Origin of the sequence: Trabulsiella odontotermitis, assembly GCF_001188485.1 — a bacterium.
Classification (GTDB): Bacteria; Pseudomonadota; Gammaproteobacteria; order Enterobacterales; family Enterobacteriaceae; genus Trabulsiella; species Trabulsiella odontotermitis_A.
Map to the genome: position 1 here is coordinate 1 of NZ_JNGH01000115.1, position 18,420 is coordinate 18,420.

The 18,420-nt window shown below is 56.9% G+C and carries 16 protein-coding genes and 5 pseudogenes; 12 read left to right on the plus strand and 9 right to left on the minus strand.

Features of this window, described 5'->3' with window-relative positions:
• The 4 genes and pseudogenes from GM30_RS19585 to dolP form a co-directional block, all read left to right on the plus strand.
• Window positions 1-1,130: penicillin-binding protein activator (locus GM30_RS19585; RefSeq protein WP_193391795.1), on the plus strand; the 1,130-nt coding region annotated here is incomplete at its 5' end.
• Window positions 1,088-1,416: pseudogene (locus GM30_RS19590) on the plus strand (YraN family protein). The gene GM30_RS19585 and the pseudogene GM30_RS19590, both read left to right, overlap by 43 nt.
• Window positions 1,417-1,443: 27 nt before the next feature.
• Window positions 1,444-2,005: pseudogene (diaA, locus tag GM30_RS27620) on the plus strand (DnaA initiator-associating protein DiaA).
• A 15-nt stretch (window positions 2,006-2,020) separates the two neighbouring features.
• Window positions 2,021-2,573 (plus strand): annotated as a pseudogene (gene dolP / locus GM30_RS19600) (division/outer membrane stress-associated lipid-binding lipoprotein).
• Window positions 2,574-2,617: 44 nt separating this feature from the next.
• Here the strand turns inward: dolP and GM30_RS19605 are convergent.
• The 3 genes and pseudogenes from GM30_RS19605 to GM30_RS19615 form a co-directional block, all read right to left on the minus strand.
• A pseudogene (locus GM30_RS19605) lies at window positions 2,618-3,422 on the minus strand (permease); the annotation flags it as partial.
• Window positions 3,414-4,046, minus strand: a pseudogene (locus tag GM30_RS26640) (NAD(P)H-binding protein); the annotation flags it as partial. The pseudogenes GM30_RS19605 and GM30_RS26640, both read right to left, overlap by 9 nt.
• Window positions 4,047-4,049: 3 nt before the next feature.
• Window positions 4,050-4,478, minus strand: coding sequence for a YhbP family protein (locus tag GM30_RS19615; protein WP_049849971.1), 429 nt, complete (start codon window positions 4,476-4,478; stop codon window positions 4,050-4,052).
• Window positions 4,479-4,492: 14 nt separating this feature from the next.
• Here GM30_RS19615 and GM30_RS19620 point away from each other — a divergent pair, with 14 nt between their 5' ends.
• Window positions 4,493-4,834, plus strand: a complete 342-nt coding sequence (locus GM30_RS19620; RefSeq protein ID WP_272948250.1) for a GIY-YIG nuclease family protein — start codon at window positions 4,493-4,495, stop codon at window positions 4,832-4,834.
• On the opposite strand, the gene GM30_RS19625 is transcribed toward GM30_RS19620, so the two are convergent.
• Window positions 4,821-5,324, minus strand: a complete 504-nt coding sequence (locus tag GM30_RS19625) for a GNAT family N-acetyltransferase (RefSeq protein ID WP_049849973.1) — start codon at window positions 5,322-5,324, stop codon at window positions 4,821-4,823. The two genes, GM30_RS19620 and GM30_RS19625, sit on opposite strands and share 14 nt — an antisense overlap.
• Window positions 5,318-5,842: a ubiquinone anaerobic biosynthesis accessory factor UbiT gene (gene ubiT, locus GM30_RS19630; protein WP_049849974.1), complete on the minus strand. Its 525-nt coding sequence runs from the start codon at window positions 5,840-5,842 to the stop codon at window positions 5,318-5,320. The genes GM30_RS19625 and ubiT overlap by 7 nt, the downstream gene beginning before the upstream one ends.
• 220 nt (window positions 5,843-6,062) lie before the next feature.
• Between ubiT and ubiU the strand changes: the two genes are divergently transcribed.
• The 3 genes from ubiU (at window position 6,063) to GM30_RS19645 (ending at window position 9,033) form a co-directional block, all read left to right on the plus strand.
• Window positions 6,063-7,058, plus strand: a complete 996-nt coding sequence (ubiU, locus tag GM30_RS19635; protein ID WP_049849975.1) for a ubiquinone anaerobic biosynthesis protein UbiU — start codon at window positions 6,063-6,065, stop codon at window positions 7,056-7,058.
• Between the two features lie 8 nt (window positions 7,059-7,066).
• Window positions 7,067-7,945, plus strand: a complete 879-nt coding sequence (locus tag GM30_RS19640; protein ID WP_420340991.1) for a U32 family peptidase — start codon at window positions 7,067-7,069, stop codon at window positions 7,943-7,945.
• Between the two features lie 80 nt (window positions 7,946-8,025).
• Window positions 8,026-9,033, plus strand: coding sequence for a luciferase-like monooxygenase (locus GM30_RS19645; RefSeq protein ID WP_049849977.1), 1,008 nt, complete (start codon window positions 8,026-8,028; stop codon window positions 9,031-9,033).
• Window positions 9,034-9,075: 42 nt separating this feature from the next.
• Here the strand turns inward: GM30_RS19645 and lptG are convergent, their stop codons facing one another.
• Together lptG and lptF are read right to left on the minus strand one after the other, a co-directional pair.
• Complete coding sequence (gene lptG, locus GM30_RS19650; protein ID WP_049849978.1) at window positions 9,076-10,158, minus strand: LPS export ABC transporter permease LptG; 1,083 nt, start codon at window positions 10,156-10,158, stop codon at window positions 9,076-9,078.
• Window positions 10,158-11,258, minus strand: a complete 1,101-nt coding sequence (gene lptF / locus GM30_RS19655) for an LPS export ABC transporter permease LptF (RefSeq protein ID WP_049849979.1) — start codon at window positions 11,256-11,258, stop codon at window positions 10,158-10,160. The genes lptG and lptF overlap by 1 nt, the downstream gene beginning before the upstream one ends.
• A gap of 257 nt (window positions 11,259-11,515) precedes the next feature.
• Between lptF and pepA the strand changes: the two genes are divergently transcribed.
• The 3 genes from pepA to GM30_RS19670 all read left to right on the plus strand — a co-directional run bounded on the left by pepA (window position 11,516) and on the right by GM30_RS19670 (window position 16,386).
• A complete protein-coding gene (pepA, locus tag GM30_RS19660) occupies window positions 11,516-12,970 on the plus strand; it encodes a leucyl aminopeptidase (protein WP_049849980.1) in 1,455 nt (484 codons plus the stop codon).
• A 117-nt stretch (window positions 12,971-13,087) separates the two neighbouring features.
• Window positions 13,088-13,531, plus strand: a complete 444-nt coding sequence (gene holC / locus GM30_RS19665; RefSeq protein WP_049849981.1) for a DNA polymerase III subunit chi — start codon at window positions 13,088-13,090, stop codon at window positions 13,529-13,531.
• Entirely contained in the window at window positions 13,531-16,386 is a 2,856-nt protein-coding gene (locus GM30_RS19670; protein WP_049849982.1) for a valine--tRNA ligase, read from the plus strand. The genes holC and GM30_RS19670 overlap by 1 nt, the downstream gene beginning before the upstream one ends.
• Window positions 16,387-16,561: 175 nt before the next feature.
• On the opposite strand, the gene GM30_RS28055 is transcribed toward GM30_RS19670, so the two are convergent.
• Window positions 16,562-16,687: a DUF3289 family protein gene (locus GM30_RS28055; protein WP_155484014.1), complete on the minus strand. Its 126-nt coding sequence runs from the start codon at window positions 16,685-16,687 to the stop codon at window positions 16,562-16,564.
• A 431-nt stretch (window positions 16,688-17,118) separates the two neighbouring features.
• On the opposite strand from GM30_RS28055, the gene GM30_RS19675 reads away from it, so the two are divergent.
• Entirely contained in the window at window positions 17,119-17,622 is a 504-nt protein-coding gene (locus tag GM30_RS19675) for a GNAT family N-acetyltransferase (RefSeq protein WP_049849983.1), read from the plus strand.
• Window positions 17,623-17,633: 11 nt separating this feature from the next.
• Here GM30_RS19675 and miaE read toward each other — a convergent pair whose 3' ends face one another.
• Window positions 17,634-18,392, minus strand: a complete 759-nt coding sequence (gene miaE, locus GM30_RS19680) for a tRNA isopentenyl-2-thiomethyl-A-37 hydroxylase MiaE (RefSeq protein WP_049849984.1) — start codon at window positions 18,390-18,392, stop codon at window positions 17,634-17,636.
• Between the last annotated feature and the right edge of the window lie 28 nt (window positions 18,393-18,420).

Here is an 18,420-nt window from a genome sequence, read left to right on the forward strand (position 1 = left end):
ATCTGACCGCCGCCGATGCGCCGCAAGCGCCTCAGGCACCGGTTCCGCAGCCGCCGCAGGCATCGCCAGTGCAGACGCCAGCCGCCGATCAGGCGCAGCCGCAACCTGTCTCCGCACCACAACCGCCGCAGGCCGTGACTGCCACACCTGCGAATCCGTCCGCGGAACTGAAAATCTACGACACCACCACGCAGCCGATGGATCAACTGCTGGCACAGGCACAGCAGGATGGCGCGACGCTGGTTGTCGGGCCGCTGCTTAAAAATANNGTTGAAGAGCTGCTCAAAACCAACACCCCGCTGAATGTGCTGGCGCTGAACCAGCCAGAAAACGTCGAGAACCGCGCTAACGTCTGCTATTTCGCGCTCTCGCCGGAAGATGAAGCCCGCGATGCGGCGCGCCATATTCACGAACAGGGCAAACAGTCTCCGCTGTTATTGCTGCCTCGCAGCGATCTCGGTAACCGCGTCGCCAGTGCGTTTGCTGAAGAGTGGAAAACGCTGGGCGGCGGTATCGTTCTGCAGCAGCGTTTCGGCTCTACCGCGGAACTGAGAATGGGCGTTAACGGCGGTTCGGGCATCGCGCTGACCGGCAGCCCGGTGGCCTCCAGCCTGCCGCAACAGCAGGGCGTGACCATTGGTGGGCTGAACATCCCGGCACCACCAACCGACGCACAGATCACCAGCGGCAGTAAAGTCGACGCGGCCTATATCATCGCCACGCCGGAAGAGATCGCCTACATCAAACCGATGATAGCGATGCGTAACGGCAGCCAGACGGGTGCCACGCTGTACGCCAGTTCCCGCAGCGCCGGCGGCGTCGCAGGTCCGGATTTCCGTCTCGAAATGGAAGGCTTGCAGTTCAGCGAAATTCCGATGCTGGCAGGCAGCAATCCGGCGCTGATGCAACAGGCGCTGAGCGCCGTGCGCAACGATTATTCTCTGGCACGCCTGTACGCGATGGGCGCGGATGCCTGGGCGCTGGCGAACCACTTTTCTCAGATGCGCCAGATGCCAGGCTTTGAACTGAACGGCAACACCGGCGATCTGAGCGCCACCACCGACTGCGTGATCAACAGGAAGTTATCATGGCTTCAGTACCAGCAGGGACAGGTCGTCCCGGCCAGTTAAATCGCAAACAGACCGGCGACGCGTGGGAGCGTAAAGCGCGTCGCTGGCTGGAGAATCAGGGATTGCGGTTCATCGCCGCCAACATACGTGAACGAAACGGTGAAATCGACCTCATTATGCGAGAGGGGCGCGTCACCGTTTTTATTGAGGTTCGCTTCCGGCAGTCCGCACGTTATGGCGGTGNGCCCGTCACAATGGGAGTTTTGACACTGTGGATTGCCGTTTCGATGTGGTAGCCTTCACGGGCAACGAGATCGAATGGCTAAAAAACGCCTTCGGCGAATAGCGTCAGCTTGAAATGTTAAGGGAAATCGTGCTCGAAAGAATTAAAGTCTGCTTTACGGAAAGCATTCAAACCCAGATAGCAGCGGCGGAAGCCCTCCCGGATGCCATCTCCCGTGCGGCAATGACGCTGGTACAGTCCCTGCTTAACGGCAACAAAATTCTCTGTTGTGGTAATGGCACATCCGCCGCCAACGCACAGCATTTTGCTGCCAGCATGATCAATCGTTTTGAGACAGAACGCCCCAGTTTACCGGCGATTGCACTAAATACCGATAATGTGGTCTTAACGGCGATTTGGAACGANGGTTCGTGCGCTGGGCCATGCCGGTGATGTGCTGCTGGCTATCTCGACGCGCGGCAACAGCCGCGATATCGTGAAAGCCGTAGAAGCCGCCGTGACCCGGGACATGACCATTGTGGCCTTAACCGGCTACGACGGCGGTGAACTGGCGGGTTTGCTGGGTCAGCAGGATGTCGAAATTCGCGTCCCATCCCACCGCAGCGCGCGCATCCAGGAGATGCATATGCTAACGGTTAACTGTCTGTGCGATCTGATTGATAACACGCTCTTCCCACACCAGGACGATTAAGGAGTACATATGAAGGTGAAGGTATTTTCGCCCCTCGCAGTCCTTATTACCGCGCTGCTGCTTCAGGGATGCGTCGCGGCAGCCGTTGTCGGCACTGCGGCCGGTGGCACCAAANNGCACTCAGGTTGACGACGGCACGCTGGAGCTTCGCGTTAACAGCGCCCTGTCGAAAGATGAGCAGCTGAAGAAAGAAGCCCGCATCAACGTCACTGCTTACCAGGGCAAAGTGCTGCTGGTCGGCCAGGCGCCGAATACCGAGCTCTCTTCACGCGCGAAGCAGATCGCCATGGGCGTGGATGGCGCAACGGAAGTGTTTAACGAAATCCGTCAGGGCGCACCGGTCAGCATCGGCACCGCCTCTTCGGATACCTGGATCACCACCAAAGTCCGTTCACAGTTGTTGAGCAGCGATCAGGTGAAATCCTCGAACGTGAAAGTGACGACGGAAAACGGTGAAGTATTCCTGATGGGTCTGGTGACCGATCGTGAAGGGAAAGCCGCTGCCGATATCGCGAGCCGCGTGAGCGGTGTTAAGCACGTCACCACGGCGTTTACCTACATCAAGTAACGATCAATCGCCCGGTCACGCGATGTGCACCGGGCGCTTTCTCCTTACAGTAACGCAATACTTCCCACCACCGCGCCGCATAGCGCCACCAGCGAACCGGTCAGCCACAGCGCTTTCGCCGGGAAGGCTTTTCTCAGCATAATCAGCGACGGGACGCTCACGGCTGGCAGCGTAATCAGCAGCGCCAGCGCGGGCGCAGTGCCCATACCCGCCAGCATCATCGTCTGGACGATAGGGATTTCCGCCGCGGTTGGGATCACAAACAGACATCCGGCAATTGCCATCGCCACCACCCAGAACAGCGTATTGCTGACTACACCGTCCGCGTGCGGGAACAGCCAGACGCGCGCCGCCCCCAGAACCAGTACCGCCAGAATGTAAACCGGGATGGTGTTCCAGAACAGCGACCACAGCGCGTTCAGCCAGCGGGACAGGAAGCTGCCCTGCGGTTGCGCGGGTTCCAGCTCCATGGGGGAAGGCTGTTGCGCGGTCTCTTTCACCCATTTCTGCACCAGTGTTGCGACGACCAGCACCGTCACCAGACCGGCCGCGAGGCGGATAAGCGTAAACTCCCAGCCGAGGACAAACCCCATAAACACCAGCGTGGCCGGGTTAAGCAGTGGGTTGCCCATCCAGAACGCCAGCGCGCCGCCCATCGACACCTGCTGACGACGCATTCCCGCCGCCACTGGCGCAGCGCAGCAGGTCTTTCCAGACAGCAAGAAAATAGACCAGCGCGTAATCCCACGCGGCTTTAAGCGGATTGCTGTCCGCCTGCGCAAGAATGGATTTACCGATACTGTGCGTTTCGGCGGCGGTAAAGGCTTTGCCGTAATACGGCTGGCCCTTNTCACGCAGTTTTGCGGAGGAGAGGATGTTTACTCCCTCCTGAGTAGCAGAGAGCGCTTCATGCAGCATTGCCCGCGCCACGTCTCGCGCGGCGATGGATTTCCAGTTTCCCGGCAATAGCGAAAACAGCGGGGCGAGCAGCGATTCATTCAGGCGATGCTTCGACCGTTCGCCAAGCAGCATGGAGGGTCGCACAATCGTCAGCCGCTCCCACGACTGGGCCTTTAGCGCTTCTTCCATTTCGCCTTTTACCCGATTGTAGAAAAAGGGCGAGTGCGCGTTGGCGCCCATTGAGCTTACTACCAGCATATGCTTTGCGCCGAGGCGCAGGCCGGTCAGCGCGGTATCCACCACCAGCGTATAATCCGCATGCACAAACGCCTCTTTGCTGCCCGCCTCGCGGCGCGTGGTACCGAGACAACAAAACACAATATCGACAGGATCGGTCACCTGCGCGAGCGCATCCGTCAACTGGGGATCGTGAGGATTGAGCACGCCAGGCATATCGCTCAACGGGCGACGCGTGGGCGCCGCGATGGCGTTGATGCGCGGCTCCTGAACCAACATCCGCAGTAAGTGCCCACCAACTAAACCGGTGGCGCCGGTGATAAGAACCTGACTCATGCATTACTCCTGACGCAACCAGTGGATTTTTTTACCAAAGCCCAGCGTATTGTCAGTGAATTTTAGCTCATCAATGCGGATTTCCCACACCGGGGCCGACATCGCTCTGGCGACCTGGAAGCGCCGGTTATAACGCGCGCGCGCGTCTGCGCTCTCGTCGCCCTCAAGCCGCCGGATTACGCCTTTAAACTGGACACCACGGATCAGCGCCACGCTTTTCGGCTGGCCGTTGACCGTTCCCGCCACCGGGGCGTGGCTGCCGGTCATCTGCGCATGGCGGGTGTGCTCTTCGGTGAGCAGATAAAACGCAATTTTTAGCGGATCGTAGAGGTAAAACGCGTTGGCGCACCAGAGGTCGCCAGCGCTGGCGACGCACCACGTCACGACATGTTGTTTCACCAGCCAGCGACTGATGGCATCAGGGGTTTCCATCTTGTTCTTTCCTTGTGCTAAGGTGCCTTCACCTTAACATACTGACCTCTTTAATCGTGCGCTGGTTTCTCTATCTGATTCGTACCGCTGACAATCATCTCTACACCGGGATCACCACCGATGTGGAGCGACGTTTTCTGCAGCATCAATGCGGGAAAGGCGCGAAAGCGTTGCGCGGAAAAGGCGAACTGCGACTGGCGTTTTCTGGCGAAGTTGGTGAACGCTCACTCGCGTTACGACTGGAGTACAGGATTAAGCAGCTCACAAAGCGCCAGAAAGAGCGCCTCGTGGCCGGAGACGGGACGTTTGAGACTCTGCTGGCGAGCCTGCAAACGTCAGTGCTTAAAAGCGATTGAAATGGTCGTGATACCCGACAAGGCCGTGGACACCGTTCAGGGCGTCATCTGCCAGACGGTGGACGAAGAACGCGTCCTGGGTTTCCGGCCATCGACAGCGCAGATCGTATTGCGCCGCCAGTTCAAAGCCGAGCTTTTTGTACAGTGCCGGTTCACCCAGCGCCACCACGGCGGCATAACCAAACTCATTCAGTGAGTCCAGCCCTTCGTAGACCAGCTGACGCGCCAGCCCCTGTCCGCGGTACTGTTCATCCACCGCCAGCGGCGCGAGGCCGACCCATTGCAGCTCTTCGTCGTCCACGGTGACCGGGCTGAAGGCAACGTAGCCAATCACCTGCCCGTCGTCGTCTGTCGCCACTAACCCCAGCGTTATCAGACCATCCTCCCGCAGATCGTGCACCAGCGCCGCCTCATCATCACGATGAAACGAACGGCGCAGCAGAGCGTCTATCCCCGGCGCATCGATTCCAATTTCAACTCGAATCAGCATGGCTCACCTACCGATGTGTGTTTGGTTGTCGGCTCGCTTTTCAGCCCGGCCTCAACAAAGTCCGCCAGTTGCATCAGCATGATGCGCAGCGCTTTCGGCATCTGCTCAAGCTCAATGGCGTCCATCAGGTTTTTGACATAGAGCCCCAGTTCCGTATCGCCTTCAATCACTAAGCGACGCTGGAAAAAGAGCGTATCCGGGTCCTGCTTGCGCGCGGCAATCATCAGCAAATCGCTGGCATCCGCGCTAAAACTGACATCTGCTTGCGCAGACTGACTGACGATTAATCGATCGTCTTCGACGGTGGTGAACCACTTAAGGTCGATATCACGCACCTCGATACTTAACCAGCGCCCTTCAAGGAAATCCAGTTCCCCGTCGGCCAGCGCCTGGCGGAATTGCCAGCTTAAGACCTGTTCCAGTACCTGACGCTTAAGGGCAAATGGCGTCAGTTTAACCGGCACGCTCATCAGAGACGGACCTAAGTGCACCAGACGTGAACGCAGTTTATCCAACACGAGCTTTACTCCCTGAAATCTGTAGTGCCTCTATTTTGCCATATCAGAAAAATGACATCGCGGCGCAAATCAACAAATCCACTACAAGTGATACCCACTATTGGTGCCATCAATACGCTTTTAACTGCCTCAAATCAAAAATTATTGCTGATGGGTTAACTAAAATCCCAGTTCGTTAACAATTATTGCGATCCACGAGGTCGCGCTCTCAGGAAATATTATGGAGCTGCTCTGCCCTGCCGGAAACCTCCCGGCGCTTAAGGCGGCCATTGAAAACGGCGCGGACGCTGTTTATATCGGGCTGAAGGATGACACCAACGCCCGACATTTTGCCGGTCTTAACTTCACCGAAAAAAAGCTGCAGGAAGCCGTCAGCTTTGTGCATCAGCATCGCCGTAAACTGCACATCGCCATCAACACCTTTGCGCACCCGGACGGCTACGTCCGCTGGCAACACGCGGTGGATATGGCGGCGCAGCTGGGCGCAGACGCGCTGATCCTCGCCGATCTCGCGATGCTGGAGTATGCCGCAGAGCGTTATCCGCACATCGAACGCCACGTCTCCGTTCAGGCCTCCGCCACCAACGAAGAGGCAATTCGCTTTTATCATCGTCATTTCGACGTCGCGCGCGTAGTGCTGCCGCGCGTGCTCTCTATCCATCAGGTTAAGCAACTGGCGCGCGCAACGCCAGTTCCACTGGAGGTCTTCGCCTTCGGCAGCCTGTGCATCATGGCGGAAGGGCGCTGTTATCTGTCGTCCTATTTAACAGGTGAATCGCCTAATACCGTCGGCGCCTGCTCCCCTGCCCGCTTTGTCCGCTGGCAGCAGACCGCGCAGGGGCTGGAGTCGCGCCTCAACGAGGTGCTGATCGACCGCTACCAGGACGGCGAAAACGCCGGTTACCCAACGCTGTGTAAAGGGCGCTATCTGGTGGACGGCGAGCGCTATCACGCGCTGGAAGAGCCGACCAGCCTCAACACGCTGGAACTGCTGCCGGAGTTACTGGCGGCAAATATCGCTTCGGTGAAAATCGAAGGCCGCCAGCGCAGCCCGGCGTATGTCAGCCAGGTGGCGAAAGTGTGGCGACAGGCGATCGATCGCTGCAAAGCCGACCCGCAAAACTTCGTCCCGCAGGCCGCCTGGATGGAGACGCTCGGTTCGATGTCCGAGGGGAGCCAGACGACGCTTGGCGCTTATCACCGCAAATGGCAGTAGGAAACACCATGAAATATTCATTAGGGCCGGTGCTTTACTACTGGCCAAAAGAGACGCTGGAATCGTTCTACCAGCAGGCGGCGAACAGCAGCGCGGACGTGATTTACCTCGGCGAAACGGTCTGCAGCAAGCGCCGCGCCACCAAAGTTGGCGACTGGATCGATATGGCGAAAAGCCTCGCCACCAGCGGCAAGCAGGTGGTGCTGTCGACGCTGGCACTGGTGCAGGCATCGTCAGAATTAAGCGAACTGAAGCGTTACGTCGACAATGGCGATTTTCTGCTGGAAGCGAGCGATCTCGGGGTGGTGAACCTGTGCGCCGAGCGCACGCTGCCGTTTGTCGCCAGTCATGCGCTGAACTGCTATAACGCGGTCACCCTGCGCCTGCTGCTCAAGCAGGGAATGGTGCGCTGGTGCATGCCGGTTGAGCTGTCCCGCGACTGGCTGGCGAATCTGCTTAATCAGTGCGACGAACTCGGCATCCGTAACCAGTTCGAGGTGGAAGTGCTGAGCTATGGTCATTTGCCGCTGGCCTATTCGGCACGCTGCTTTACCGCGCGTTCCGAAGATCGGCCAAAGGACGAATGCGAAACCTGCTGCATCAACTACCCGAACGGGCGCGACGTGCTGTCGCAGGAGAATCAGCAGGTGTTCGTGTTGAATGGCATTCAGACCATGAGCGGTTACGTCTACAACCTCGGCAACGAGCTGACCTCGATGAAAGGGCTGGTGGATATCGTCCGTCTTTCGCCGCTGGGCACAGAAACCTTCGCAATGGTCGATGCCTTCCGCGCCAATGAGAATGGCGCGTCACCACTCGCGCTGGCACCGCTTAGCGACTGCAACGGCTACTGGAAACGCCTTGCCGGTCTCGAGCTGCAGGCCTGATAAATAGCTCACTTTGTTAACAGCTTTAGCTAATCTTTAATGCAGTATGAAAAGATTAACCGGTAACAAAGTGAGCCGTTATGACTGACAAAACCATTCCCTTTTCGGTGCTTGACCTCGCGCCGATCCCCGAGGGCGCCTCGGCAAAAGACGCCTTTTCACACTCGCTCGATCTCGCCCGCCTCGCGGAAAAGCGCGGCTATCATCGCTACTGGCTGGCAGAGCATCACAACATGACCGGCATCGCCAGCGCGGCGACCTCGGTGCTGATTGGCTATCTGGCGGCGAATACCACCACGCTGCATCTGGGTTCCGGCGGCGTGATGCTGCCCAACCACTCGCCGCTGGTGATCGCCGAGCAGTTCGGCACGCTCAATACGCTCTATCCTGGCCGTATCGATCTTGGGCTGGGGCGCGCGCCGGGGAGCGATCAGCGCACCATGATGGCGCTGCGCCGTCATATGAGTGGGGATGTCGACAACTTCCCGCGTGACGTCGCGGAGCTGGTGGACTGGTTCGACGCCCGCGATCCGCATCCGCACGTGCGTCCGGTACCCGGTTATGGCGAAAAAGTGCCGGTCTGGCTGCTCGGCTCAAGCCTCTACAGCGCTCAGCTGGCTGCGCAGCTTGGACTGCCGTTTGCTTTCGCGTCGCACTTCGCACCGGACATGCTCTTCCAGGCGCTGCACCTGTACCGCACGAACTTCACGCCGTCAGCACGGCTGGAAAAACCGTACGCCATGGTGTGCATCAATATTATCGCCGCCGACAGCAACCGCGATGCCGAATTCCTGTTTACCTCGATGCAGCAGGCGTTCGTCAAGCTGCGCCGCGGCGAGACCGGCCAGTTGCCGGCACCGATCCAGAATATGGATCAGTTCTGGTCGCCGTCAGAGCAGTACGGCGTTCAGCAGGCGCTGAGCATGTCGCTGGTAGGCGATAAAGCGAAAATTCGTCACGGACTGGAATCGATGCTGCGGGAAACGCAGGCCGATGAAATCATGGTTAACGGGCAGATTTTCGATAACCAGGCACGCCTGCACTCGTTTGATCTGGCGATGCAGGTGAAAGAGGAACTGCTGGGTTAAAACGTCTCCCCAGCCCGCTAAGGGCCGGGGGGAACAGGCCGATTACGCTTTGCGCGTCATCAGCCAGAGACTTATCAGGAAGAACGAGGCGCTCGGCAACAGGGCGCCGACCACCGGCGGAATACCGTAGACCAGCGTCAGCGGGCCGAAGATCTGATCCAGCACGTAGAACACGAAGCCGAAGCTAATCCCCGTCACCACACGCACGCCCATCGCCACGCTACGCAGCGGACCGAAAATAAACGACAGCGCCATCAGCATCATCACCGCCACGGACAACGGCTGGAAGATTTTGCTCCACATGTTGAGCTGATAGCGGCCGGAATCCTGTCCGCTCGATTTCAGATAGCGCACATAATTGTGCAGACCGCTGATGGAGAGCGCGTCCGGATCCAGCGCCACCACGCCGAGTTTGTCCGGCGTCAGGTTGGTTTTCCAGGTGCCGCTCACCGTCTGGCTACCGGTCACCTGTTTCGGGTTGGTCAGATTGGATTCATCCACCTGCGACAACCGCCAGACCTTGTTCTGGGTATCAAATTTTGCCGTTGCGGCATAGCGAACGGACTGCAGGCGTCGCTCGTTGTTGAAGGCGTAAATACTCACGCCGCCCAGCTCGTCGTCACCTTTCACTCGTTCGATATAAACAAAGTTGTGGCCATCTTTCGCCCACAGCCCTTGTTGTGTGGAGAGCAGTGAACCGCCGTACATCTGCTGCGCACGATAGTTACGCGCCATCTGCTCGCCCTGCGGCGCGACCCATTCGCCGATCGCCATCGTCAGGAACACCAGCGGGATCGCGGTTTTCATCACCGACAACGCCACCTGCATACGGGTAAAGCCGGAAGCCTGCATCACCACCAGCTCGCTGCGCTGCGCCAGCATACCGAGCCCCAACAGCGCGCCCAGCAGCGCGGCCATCGGGAAGAAGATTTGGATATCTTTCGGCACGCTCAGGAGGGTGTACATCCCTGCGCCCATCGCATCGTAGCTCCCCTGCCCGGCTTTTTTGAGCTGGTCGACAAACTTGATGATGCCGGAGAGCGACACCAGCATGAACAGCGTCAGCATGATGGTGTTGAAAATGGTTTTACCGATATAGCGGTCAAGAACGCCGAACGCCTGCATTACACGGCTCCTTTATGCATAAAACGGGCACGTAAACGACGCACCGGCAAGGTATCCCACAGGTTCAGCAGTACGGCTAACGCGAGATACAGCAGGTTGACCGCCCACATCCAGATCATCGGGTCCAGCTTGCCTTTGCCACCGTTCGACTTGAGTGACGTCTGCAACAGGAAGAACACCAAGTACAACAGCATGGCGGGCAGCATCGAAAGTACGCGGCCCTGGCGCGGGTTGACCACACTCAGCGGCACCACCATCAATGCCATCATAAATACCGTGAAGACCAGCGTGAAACGCCAGTGCAGTTCGGCGCGGGCGCGGTCGTTGTCGGTGTTCCACAGCGTGCGCATGTCCATCTGTTCCGTATCATCCGGATCCAGCGCCACCGCCTGGTGACCGATAATCGCCTGATAATTCTGGAAATCGGTAATGCGGAAGTCGCGCAGCATCGCCGTGCCTTCAAAGCGCGTGCCTTCGTTGAGCGTCACCACCTGCGAGCCGTCTTTGTGCTGCGCCAGCTGGCCGGAATCGGCGACCACCACGGACGGGCGCGCGTTACCTTTAGGACGCAGTTGCGCGAGGAAAACGTCTTTAAAGCTGCTGCCGTCGACGCTTTCGATAAACAGCACCGCGTTGCCGTCGGTGGCCTGCTGGAACTGCCCCTGCGCCAGCGCCGCCATGCCGGGGTTGGCTTTGGCTTCCGCCAGCACTTCGTCCTGATGACGTGAGGACCACGGGCCCGCCCACATCACGTTGACGGCGGCAATAATGCCGGTAAACAGTGCCAGGATCATCGCCGCTTTGATTAACACGGCTTTACTCAGACCGCAGGCATGCATCACCGTGATTTCACTCTCGGTGTACAGTTTGCCCAGCGTCATTAACAACCCGAGAAACAGGCTCAGTGGCAGGATCAATTGCGCCATCTCCGGGACACCGAGTCCAAGCAAAGAAAGCACGAGATTTGTCGGGATTTCACCATCAACGGCCGCGCCGAGGATCCTTACCAGCTTCTGGCAAAAAAAGATCAGCAGGAGGATGAAGAGGATGGCAAGCTGGCTTTTCAGCGTCTCCCGCACCAGATATCTTATGATTATCACTATAAATACGCCCGTAAAAACCCGTCTTGTTGCAGGAAAATAGCTTGTTTCATGGCTTAAACGTCATTTATTCTCTTGAGTCGTTGAAAACATCGCTAAGATTAAACTACCCAGCGGCTTCACGTTTTCGAACGTGTTCAAACCGTAGACTCAGTAAGAATATCATGAAGTCACCGCAACAGCGGACATGAGTTACGAAAGCTTTCAATTCTATCTGTAGCCACCGCCGTTGTCTTTAAGATTCAGGAGCGTAGTGCATGGAGTTCAGTGTAAAAAGCGGTAGCCCGGAGAAACAGCGGAGTGCCTGCATCGTTGTGGGCGTCTTTGAACCGCGTCGCCTCTCCCCGGTCGCCGAACAACTCGATAAAATCAGCGACGGCTACATCAGCGCCCTGCTGCGTCGTGGTGAACTTGAAGGTAAGCCGGGTCAAACCCTGCTGCTTCACCACGTGCCTAACGTACTGTCAGAGCGCATTTTGCTGATTGGTTGCGGCAAAGAACGTGAACTGGATGAACGTCAGTATAAGCAAGTTATCCAGAAAACCATTAATACCCTTAATGATACCGGGTCAATGGAAGCGGTCTGTTTCCTGACCGAGCTGCACGTTAAAGGCCGTAATAACTACTGGAAAGTGCGCCAGGCGGTTGAGACGGCAAAAGAGACGCTGTACAGCTTCGATCAGCTGAAAACCAACAAGAGCGAGCCGCGTCGCCCGCTGCGTAAAATGGTGTTCAATGTACCGACTCGTCGCGAGCTGACCAGCGGCGAGCGCGCCATTCAGCACGGCCTGGCGATTGCCGCCGGGATCCANCTTGCCTCTCAGGCGCGTCAGTTGGCGGATGCGTACAGCAAAAATGTCATCACCCGCGTGATTGGCGAACAGCAGATGCGCGAGCTGGGCATGCACTCTTACCTGGCCGTCGGCAACGGTTCGCAGAACGAATCGTTGATGTCGGTGATTGAGTACAAAGGCAGCCCGGCGGAAGACGCGCGCCCGGTGGTGCTGGTCGGTAAAGGCCTGACGTTTGATTCCGGTGGTATCTCCATTAAGCCTGCCGAAGGCATGGACGAAATGAAGTACGATATGTGCGGCGCGGCGGCGGTGTACGGCGTGATGCGGATGGTCGCTGAGCTTCAGTTGCCCATCAACGTGATCGGCGTGCTGGCGGGCTGTGAAAACATGCCTGGCGGCCGCGCGTATCGCCCTGGCGACGTGCTGACCACCATGTCCGGGCAAACGGTTGAAGTGCTGAATACCGATGCCGAAGGCCGTCTGGTACTGTGTGATGTGCTGACTTACGTCGAGCGTTTTGAGCCGGAAGCGGTGATTGACGTGGCGACGCTGACCGGCGCCTGCGTAATCGCGCTCGGCCACCACATCACCGGTCTGATGTCGAACCATAATCCGCTGGCGCATGAGCTTATCGGCGCGTCCGAACAGTCCGGCGATCGCGCGTGGCGTTTGCCGCTTGGCGATGAGTACCAGGAACAGCTGGACTCCAATTTTGCGGATATGGCGAACATTGGCGGTCGCCCTGGCGGCGCCATCACGGCGGGCTGCTTNCGCTTTACCCGCAAGTACAACTGGGCGCATCTGGACATCGCCGGAACCGCATGGCGCTCCGGCAAAGCCAAAGGCGCGACCGGGCGTCCTGTCGCGCTGCTGTCGCAGTTCCTGCTGAACCGCGCGGGTTTTAACGGCGAAGAGTGATGTGTAAATGCCGGATGGCGCTACGCTATCCGGCCTACAAACCGCGATAAACCGTAGGCCCGGTAAGCGCAGCGCCACCGGGCAATACGTTTAAATCCACCACAAGAAGCCCTATATATGAAAAACGCAACGTTCTATCTTCTGGACAATGACACCACCGTCGACGATCTCAGCGCCGTCGAGCAGTTAGTGTGTGAAATTGCCGCAGAACGTTGGCGCGCCGGAAAGCGCGTGCTGATTGCCTGCGAGGACGAAAAACAGGCCATCCGCATTGATGAGGCGCTGTGGGCTCGCCCTGCAGACAGCTTTGTGCCGCACAACCTGTCGGGTGAAGGCCCGCGTGGCGGCGCGCCGGTGGAGATCGCATGGCCGCAAAAACGCAACAGCAGCCCGCGGGATCTGCTGATTAGCTTGCGTACAGGCTTTGCAGATTTTGCCACCGCTTTCACAGAAGTGATAGACTTCGTCCCTCACGAAGATTCTTTGAAACAACTGGCCCGTGAACGCTACAAAGCGTACCGCGTAGCCGGTTTCAACTTGACCACGGCAACCTGGAAATAATGGAAAAGACATACAACCCACAAGATATCGAACAGCCGCTTTACGAGCACTGGGAAAAGCAGGGCTATTTCAAACCGAATGGCGACGAAAGCCAGGAAAGTTTCTGCATCATGATCCCGCCGCCGAACGTCACCGGCAGTTTGCATATGGGTCACGCTTTCCAGCAAACCATCATGGACACCATGATCCGCTACCAGCGCATGCAGGGTAAAAACACCCTGTGGCAGGTCGGTACGGACCACGCGGGCATCGCGACGCAAATGGTGGTTGAGCGCAAGATTGCCGCCGAAGAAGGCAAAACCCGTCACGATTACGGTCGCGACGCCTTCATTGACAAAATCTGGCAGTGGAAAGCGGAGTCTGGCGGCACCATTACCCGTCAGATGCGTCGTCTTGGCAACTCCGTCGACTGGGAGCGCGAGCGCTTCACGATGGACGAAGGTCTTTCCAATGCCGTGAAAGAAGTGTTTGTCCGTCTGCACAAAGAAGACCTGATTTACCGCGGCAAGCGCCTGGTCAACTGGGACCCGAAACTGCGCACCGCGATTTCCGACCTCGAAGTGGAAAACCGCGAGTCGAAAGGCTCCATGTGGCACATCCGCTATCCGCTGGCCGATGGCGCAAAAACCGCAGACGGTAAAGATTATTTAGTCGTCGCCACCACCCGTCCGGAAACGCTGCTGGGCGATACCGGCGTGGCCGTGAACCCGGAAGATCCACGTTACAAAGATCTGATCGGCAAATTTGTTGTACTGCCGGTGGTTAACCGCCGCATCCCGATCATTGGCGACGAACATGCCGATATGGAAAAAGGCACCGGCTGCGTGAAAATCACCCCGGCGCACGATTTCAACGACTATGAAGTCGGCAAACGTCATCAGCTTCCGATGATCAACATCCTGACCTTTGACGGTGATATCCGTGAAAGCGCGCAGGTATACGACACCAACGGCGTTGAAACCGACGCGTATTCCAGCGCGATCCCGGCGGAGTTCCAGAACCTGGAACGTTTTGCCGCACGTAAAGCGATGGTTGCCGCCGTTGACGCGCTCGGTCTGCTGGAAGAGATCAAACCGCACGATCTGACCGTACCGTATGGCGACCGTGGCGGCGTGGTTATCGAACCGATGCTGACCGACCAGTGGTACGTTCGCGTGGCACCGCTGGCGAAACCGGCTATCGAAGCGGTTGAGAACGGCGATATCCAGTTCGTTCCAAAACAGTACGAAAACATGTACTTCTCCTGGATGCGCGATATTCAGGACTGGTGTATCTCTCGTCAGCTGTGGTGGGGTCACCGCATCCCGGCATGGTACGACGAGCAGGGCAACGTCTACGTTGGCCGTAGCGAAGAAGAAGTGCGTCAGGAAAACCACATCGCCGCCGACGTGGCGCTGCGCCAGGACGAAGACGTGCTGGATACCTGGTTCTCTTCCGCGCTGTGGACCTTCTCAACCCTCGGCTGGCCGGAAAACACCGACGCGCTGCGTCAGTTCCATCCGACCAGCGTGATGGTGTCTGGCTTCGACATTATCTTCTTCTGGATCGCCCGCATGATCATGATGACCATGCATTTCATCAAAGATGAAAACGGCAAGCCGCAGGTGCCATTTAAGACCGTCTACATGACCGGTCTGATCCGCGACGACGAAGGCCAGAAGATGTCCAAATCCAAGGGCAACGTGATTGACCCGCTGGATATGGTTGACGGTATCTCCCTGCCGGATCTGCTGGAGAAACGCACCGGCAACATGATGCAGCCGCAGCTGGCGGAGAAAATCCGCAAGCGCACCGAGAAGCAGTTCCCGGAAGGCATTGAGCCGCACGGCACCGACGCCCTGCGTTTCACCCTTGCGGCGCTCGCCTCCACCGGTCGCGACATCAACTGGGATATGAAGCGCCTGGAAGGGTACCGCAACTTCTGTAACAAGCTGTGGAACGCCAGCCGTTTCGTGCTGATGAATACCGAAGATCAGGATTGCGGCTTCAACGGCGGTGAGAAAGTGCTGTCGCTGGCTGACCGTTGGATCCTCGCGGAATTCAACCAGACCGTGAAAGCCTACCGTGAAGCGCTGGACAGCTATCGTTTCGACATCGCTGCCGGCATCCTGTATGAGTTCACCTGGAACCAGTTCTGCGACTGGTATCTGGAGCTGACCAAGCCGGTGATGAACGGCGGTTCTGAAGCCGAGCTGCGCGGCACGCGTAATACGCTGGTGACCGTGCTGGAAGGTCTGCTGCGCCTGGCGCACCCGATCATTCCATTCATTACTGAAACTATCTGGCAGCGCGTGAAAGTGATTTGCGGCATCACCGCCGACACGATCATGCAGCAGCCGTTCCCGCAGTTCGATGCAACGAAGGTGGATGACGCGGCGCTGGCCGATACCGAATGGCTGAAGCAGGCGATCGTTGCCGTGCGTAACATCCGTGCGGAAATGAACATCGCCCCGGGCAAACCGCTGGAGCTGCTGCTCCGTGGTTGCAGCACCGACGCCGTCCGCCGTGTGAACGACAACCAGAGCTTCCTGCAGACGCTGGCGCGTCTGGAGAGCATCACCGTGCTGCCAGCCGACGATAAAGGCCCGGTCTCCGTGACCAAAATTATCGACGGCGCCGAACTGCTGATCCCAATGGCTGGCCTCATCAACAAAGAAGATGAGCTGACTCGTCTGGCGAAAGAGGTAACGAAAATCGACGCGGAAATCGGCCGTATCGAAAGCAAGCTGTCCAACGAAGGCTTCGTTGCCCGCGCACCGGAAGCGGTTATCGCCAAAGAGCGTGAAAAGCTGAACGGCTATGCCGAAGCAAAAGCGAAGCTGATTGAGCAGCAGGCTGTCATTGCTGCGCTGTAATTCGTATTACGAATGACAAAAGCCGGAGTGCATGCTCCGGCTTTTTTAATATTAATTTAAAAAAGCGTTAAATGCCCATCACCAGGTTTATTCCCATCAACAAATTCATCACCGATATCCCAAAAATAAATATGATAAAATGCTAAAAAAACGTTTCGTTTAATTATTTTCATCTCTACATCGCCCTGGCAATATTCACGTGAGTGCTAAAATCAGTAAGAAATGGTTTATACACATACTCCCTATGGCGCTGATGTAAAAACCAATTAAGCCCTAACGTACGGAAATCGTAATCATCCATATCTCCATATCCGTATAGTAATTTTCAAACCGATGAAAGGTGGAAAAGATCACGCGCGGCATATTCATTGACAATGCCATATTTATATTGATAATAAATAATCAAAATGAATAGATCATTAGACGGGAGCATGATCGTAACTAAATTCTCCATTATAAATGATGACACACCTTTTATTTCTGATTTATTATTCCGTATTAATAAGAAACCAAACAGACTGAATATATGAAGTACTTATTAATAATCACCACGAATAATACTATCAGAGAAGAAACTGAATATTGCTTTCACAATGTCAGAAAGCCGGCCTGTTACCCGGCATGGTGTGCATGAAAGCGCGGGATAAACGGCAGGTATCCTGTACTTGCACACACAAAAAGAGAGTGGTATTACATATTCTTATGAACACAGATATTCAATTGAGTAAAACTATGAGTGCAACTGCGCCGCAGCGGGCTGTGCTGCGTCGAATTACCGTGGATGATAATCAGGCCATCGCCCGTGTTATCCGTCAGGTTTCCGCTGAGTATGGTTTAACCGCCGACAAAGGCTATACCGTCGCAGACCCCAATCTTGATGAATTGTATGCACTGTACAGCCAGCCGGGCCATGCCTATTGGGTGGTTGTGCAGGATGGTAACGTGGTTGGCGGCGGCGGTATTGCACCGCTCTCCTGTAGCGAACCGGATATCTGTGAACTGCAAAAAATGTATTTTCTGCCGTCAATTCGCGGTCAGGGGCTGGCAAAAAAACTGGCGCTGATGGCGCTCGATCACGCTCGCGAGCAGGGTTTCACGCGCTGCTATCTGGAAACCACCGCGTTTCTGAAAGAAGCTATTGGGCTGTACGAGCATCTGGGTTTTGACCACATCGACGCACCGCTGGGTTGTACCGGCCATGTAGACTGCGAAGTGCGGATGCTGAAAACGCTGTAAGCCCCCGGCTTTTATACCGGCACGCCGCTGTGAAAGCGAAACTCCTCATCAGGCGTTGAAATTAACGACGCCTCTACATCTCCAAAGAACGTCACCCGCGGGGAAATATCCTCTTTCGCCACCTGCTGCGCCAGCGTCAGGTAATCCTGATAATGGCGCGCTTCCGAGCGCAGCAGCGACAAATAAAATTTCTGCAGATCTGCGTCCAGATACGGTGCCAGCGCGGCGAATCGCTCGCAGGAGCGCGCCTCGATATACGCCCCGCAAATGAGCTTGTCGATAAGCGTCAGCGGCTCGTGGGTACGCACCTCTTTCAGCATACCTTTGGCGTAACGGCTGGCGGTGATCTTCACGTAGGGAATATCGCGCGCCACCATCATTTCCCGCACCTGCCAGAAGTGGTGCAGTTCTTCTTTGATGAGCAATACCATGCTGTCGATTAATGACTGCCCCCACGGATCGTCAGTTTTTGGCATTACGCTTTTGCCGATCTGCTTATGCAGTGCAATGAAATCCGGCTCCGGTCCTTCGCGAAAAGTGAACGCTTCATAGGGTTTCAGCCACGCGAGTAGCGCGTCTGCGCCCGGCTTGTCGGCAATGTATTTGCGTATCAGCAGCATTGCAGTTTGCGCGGCTTTGAGCTCGCAGACCATGTGATCGGTCAGCAGCAGCGGCAGCCGATCCGGTTTGCGCGCTTCGTCGATCCACGCGGTGGGTGTCGGGCAACGGAGAAAGTGTAAAACGGGGGCGAGTATTTGCGGGTAATCCATACCTGAATCCTACAGTGCGGCGGGGGGG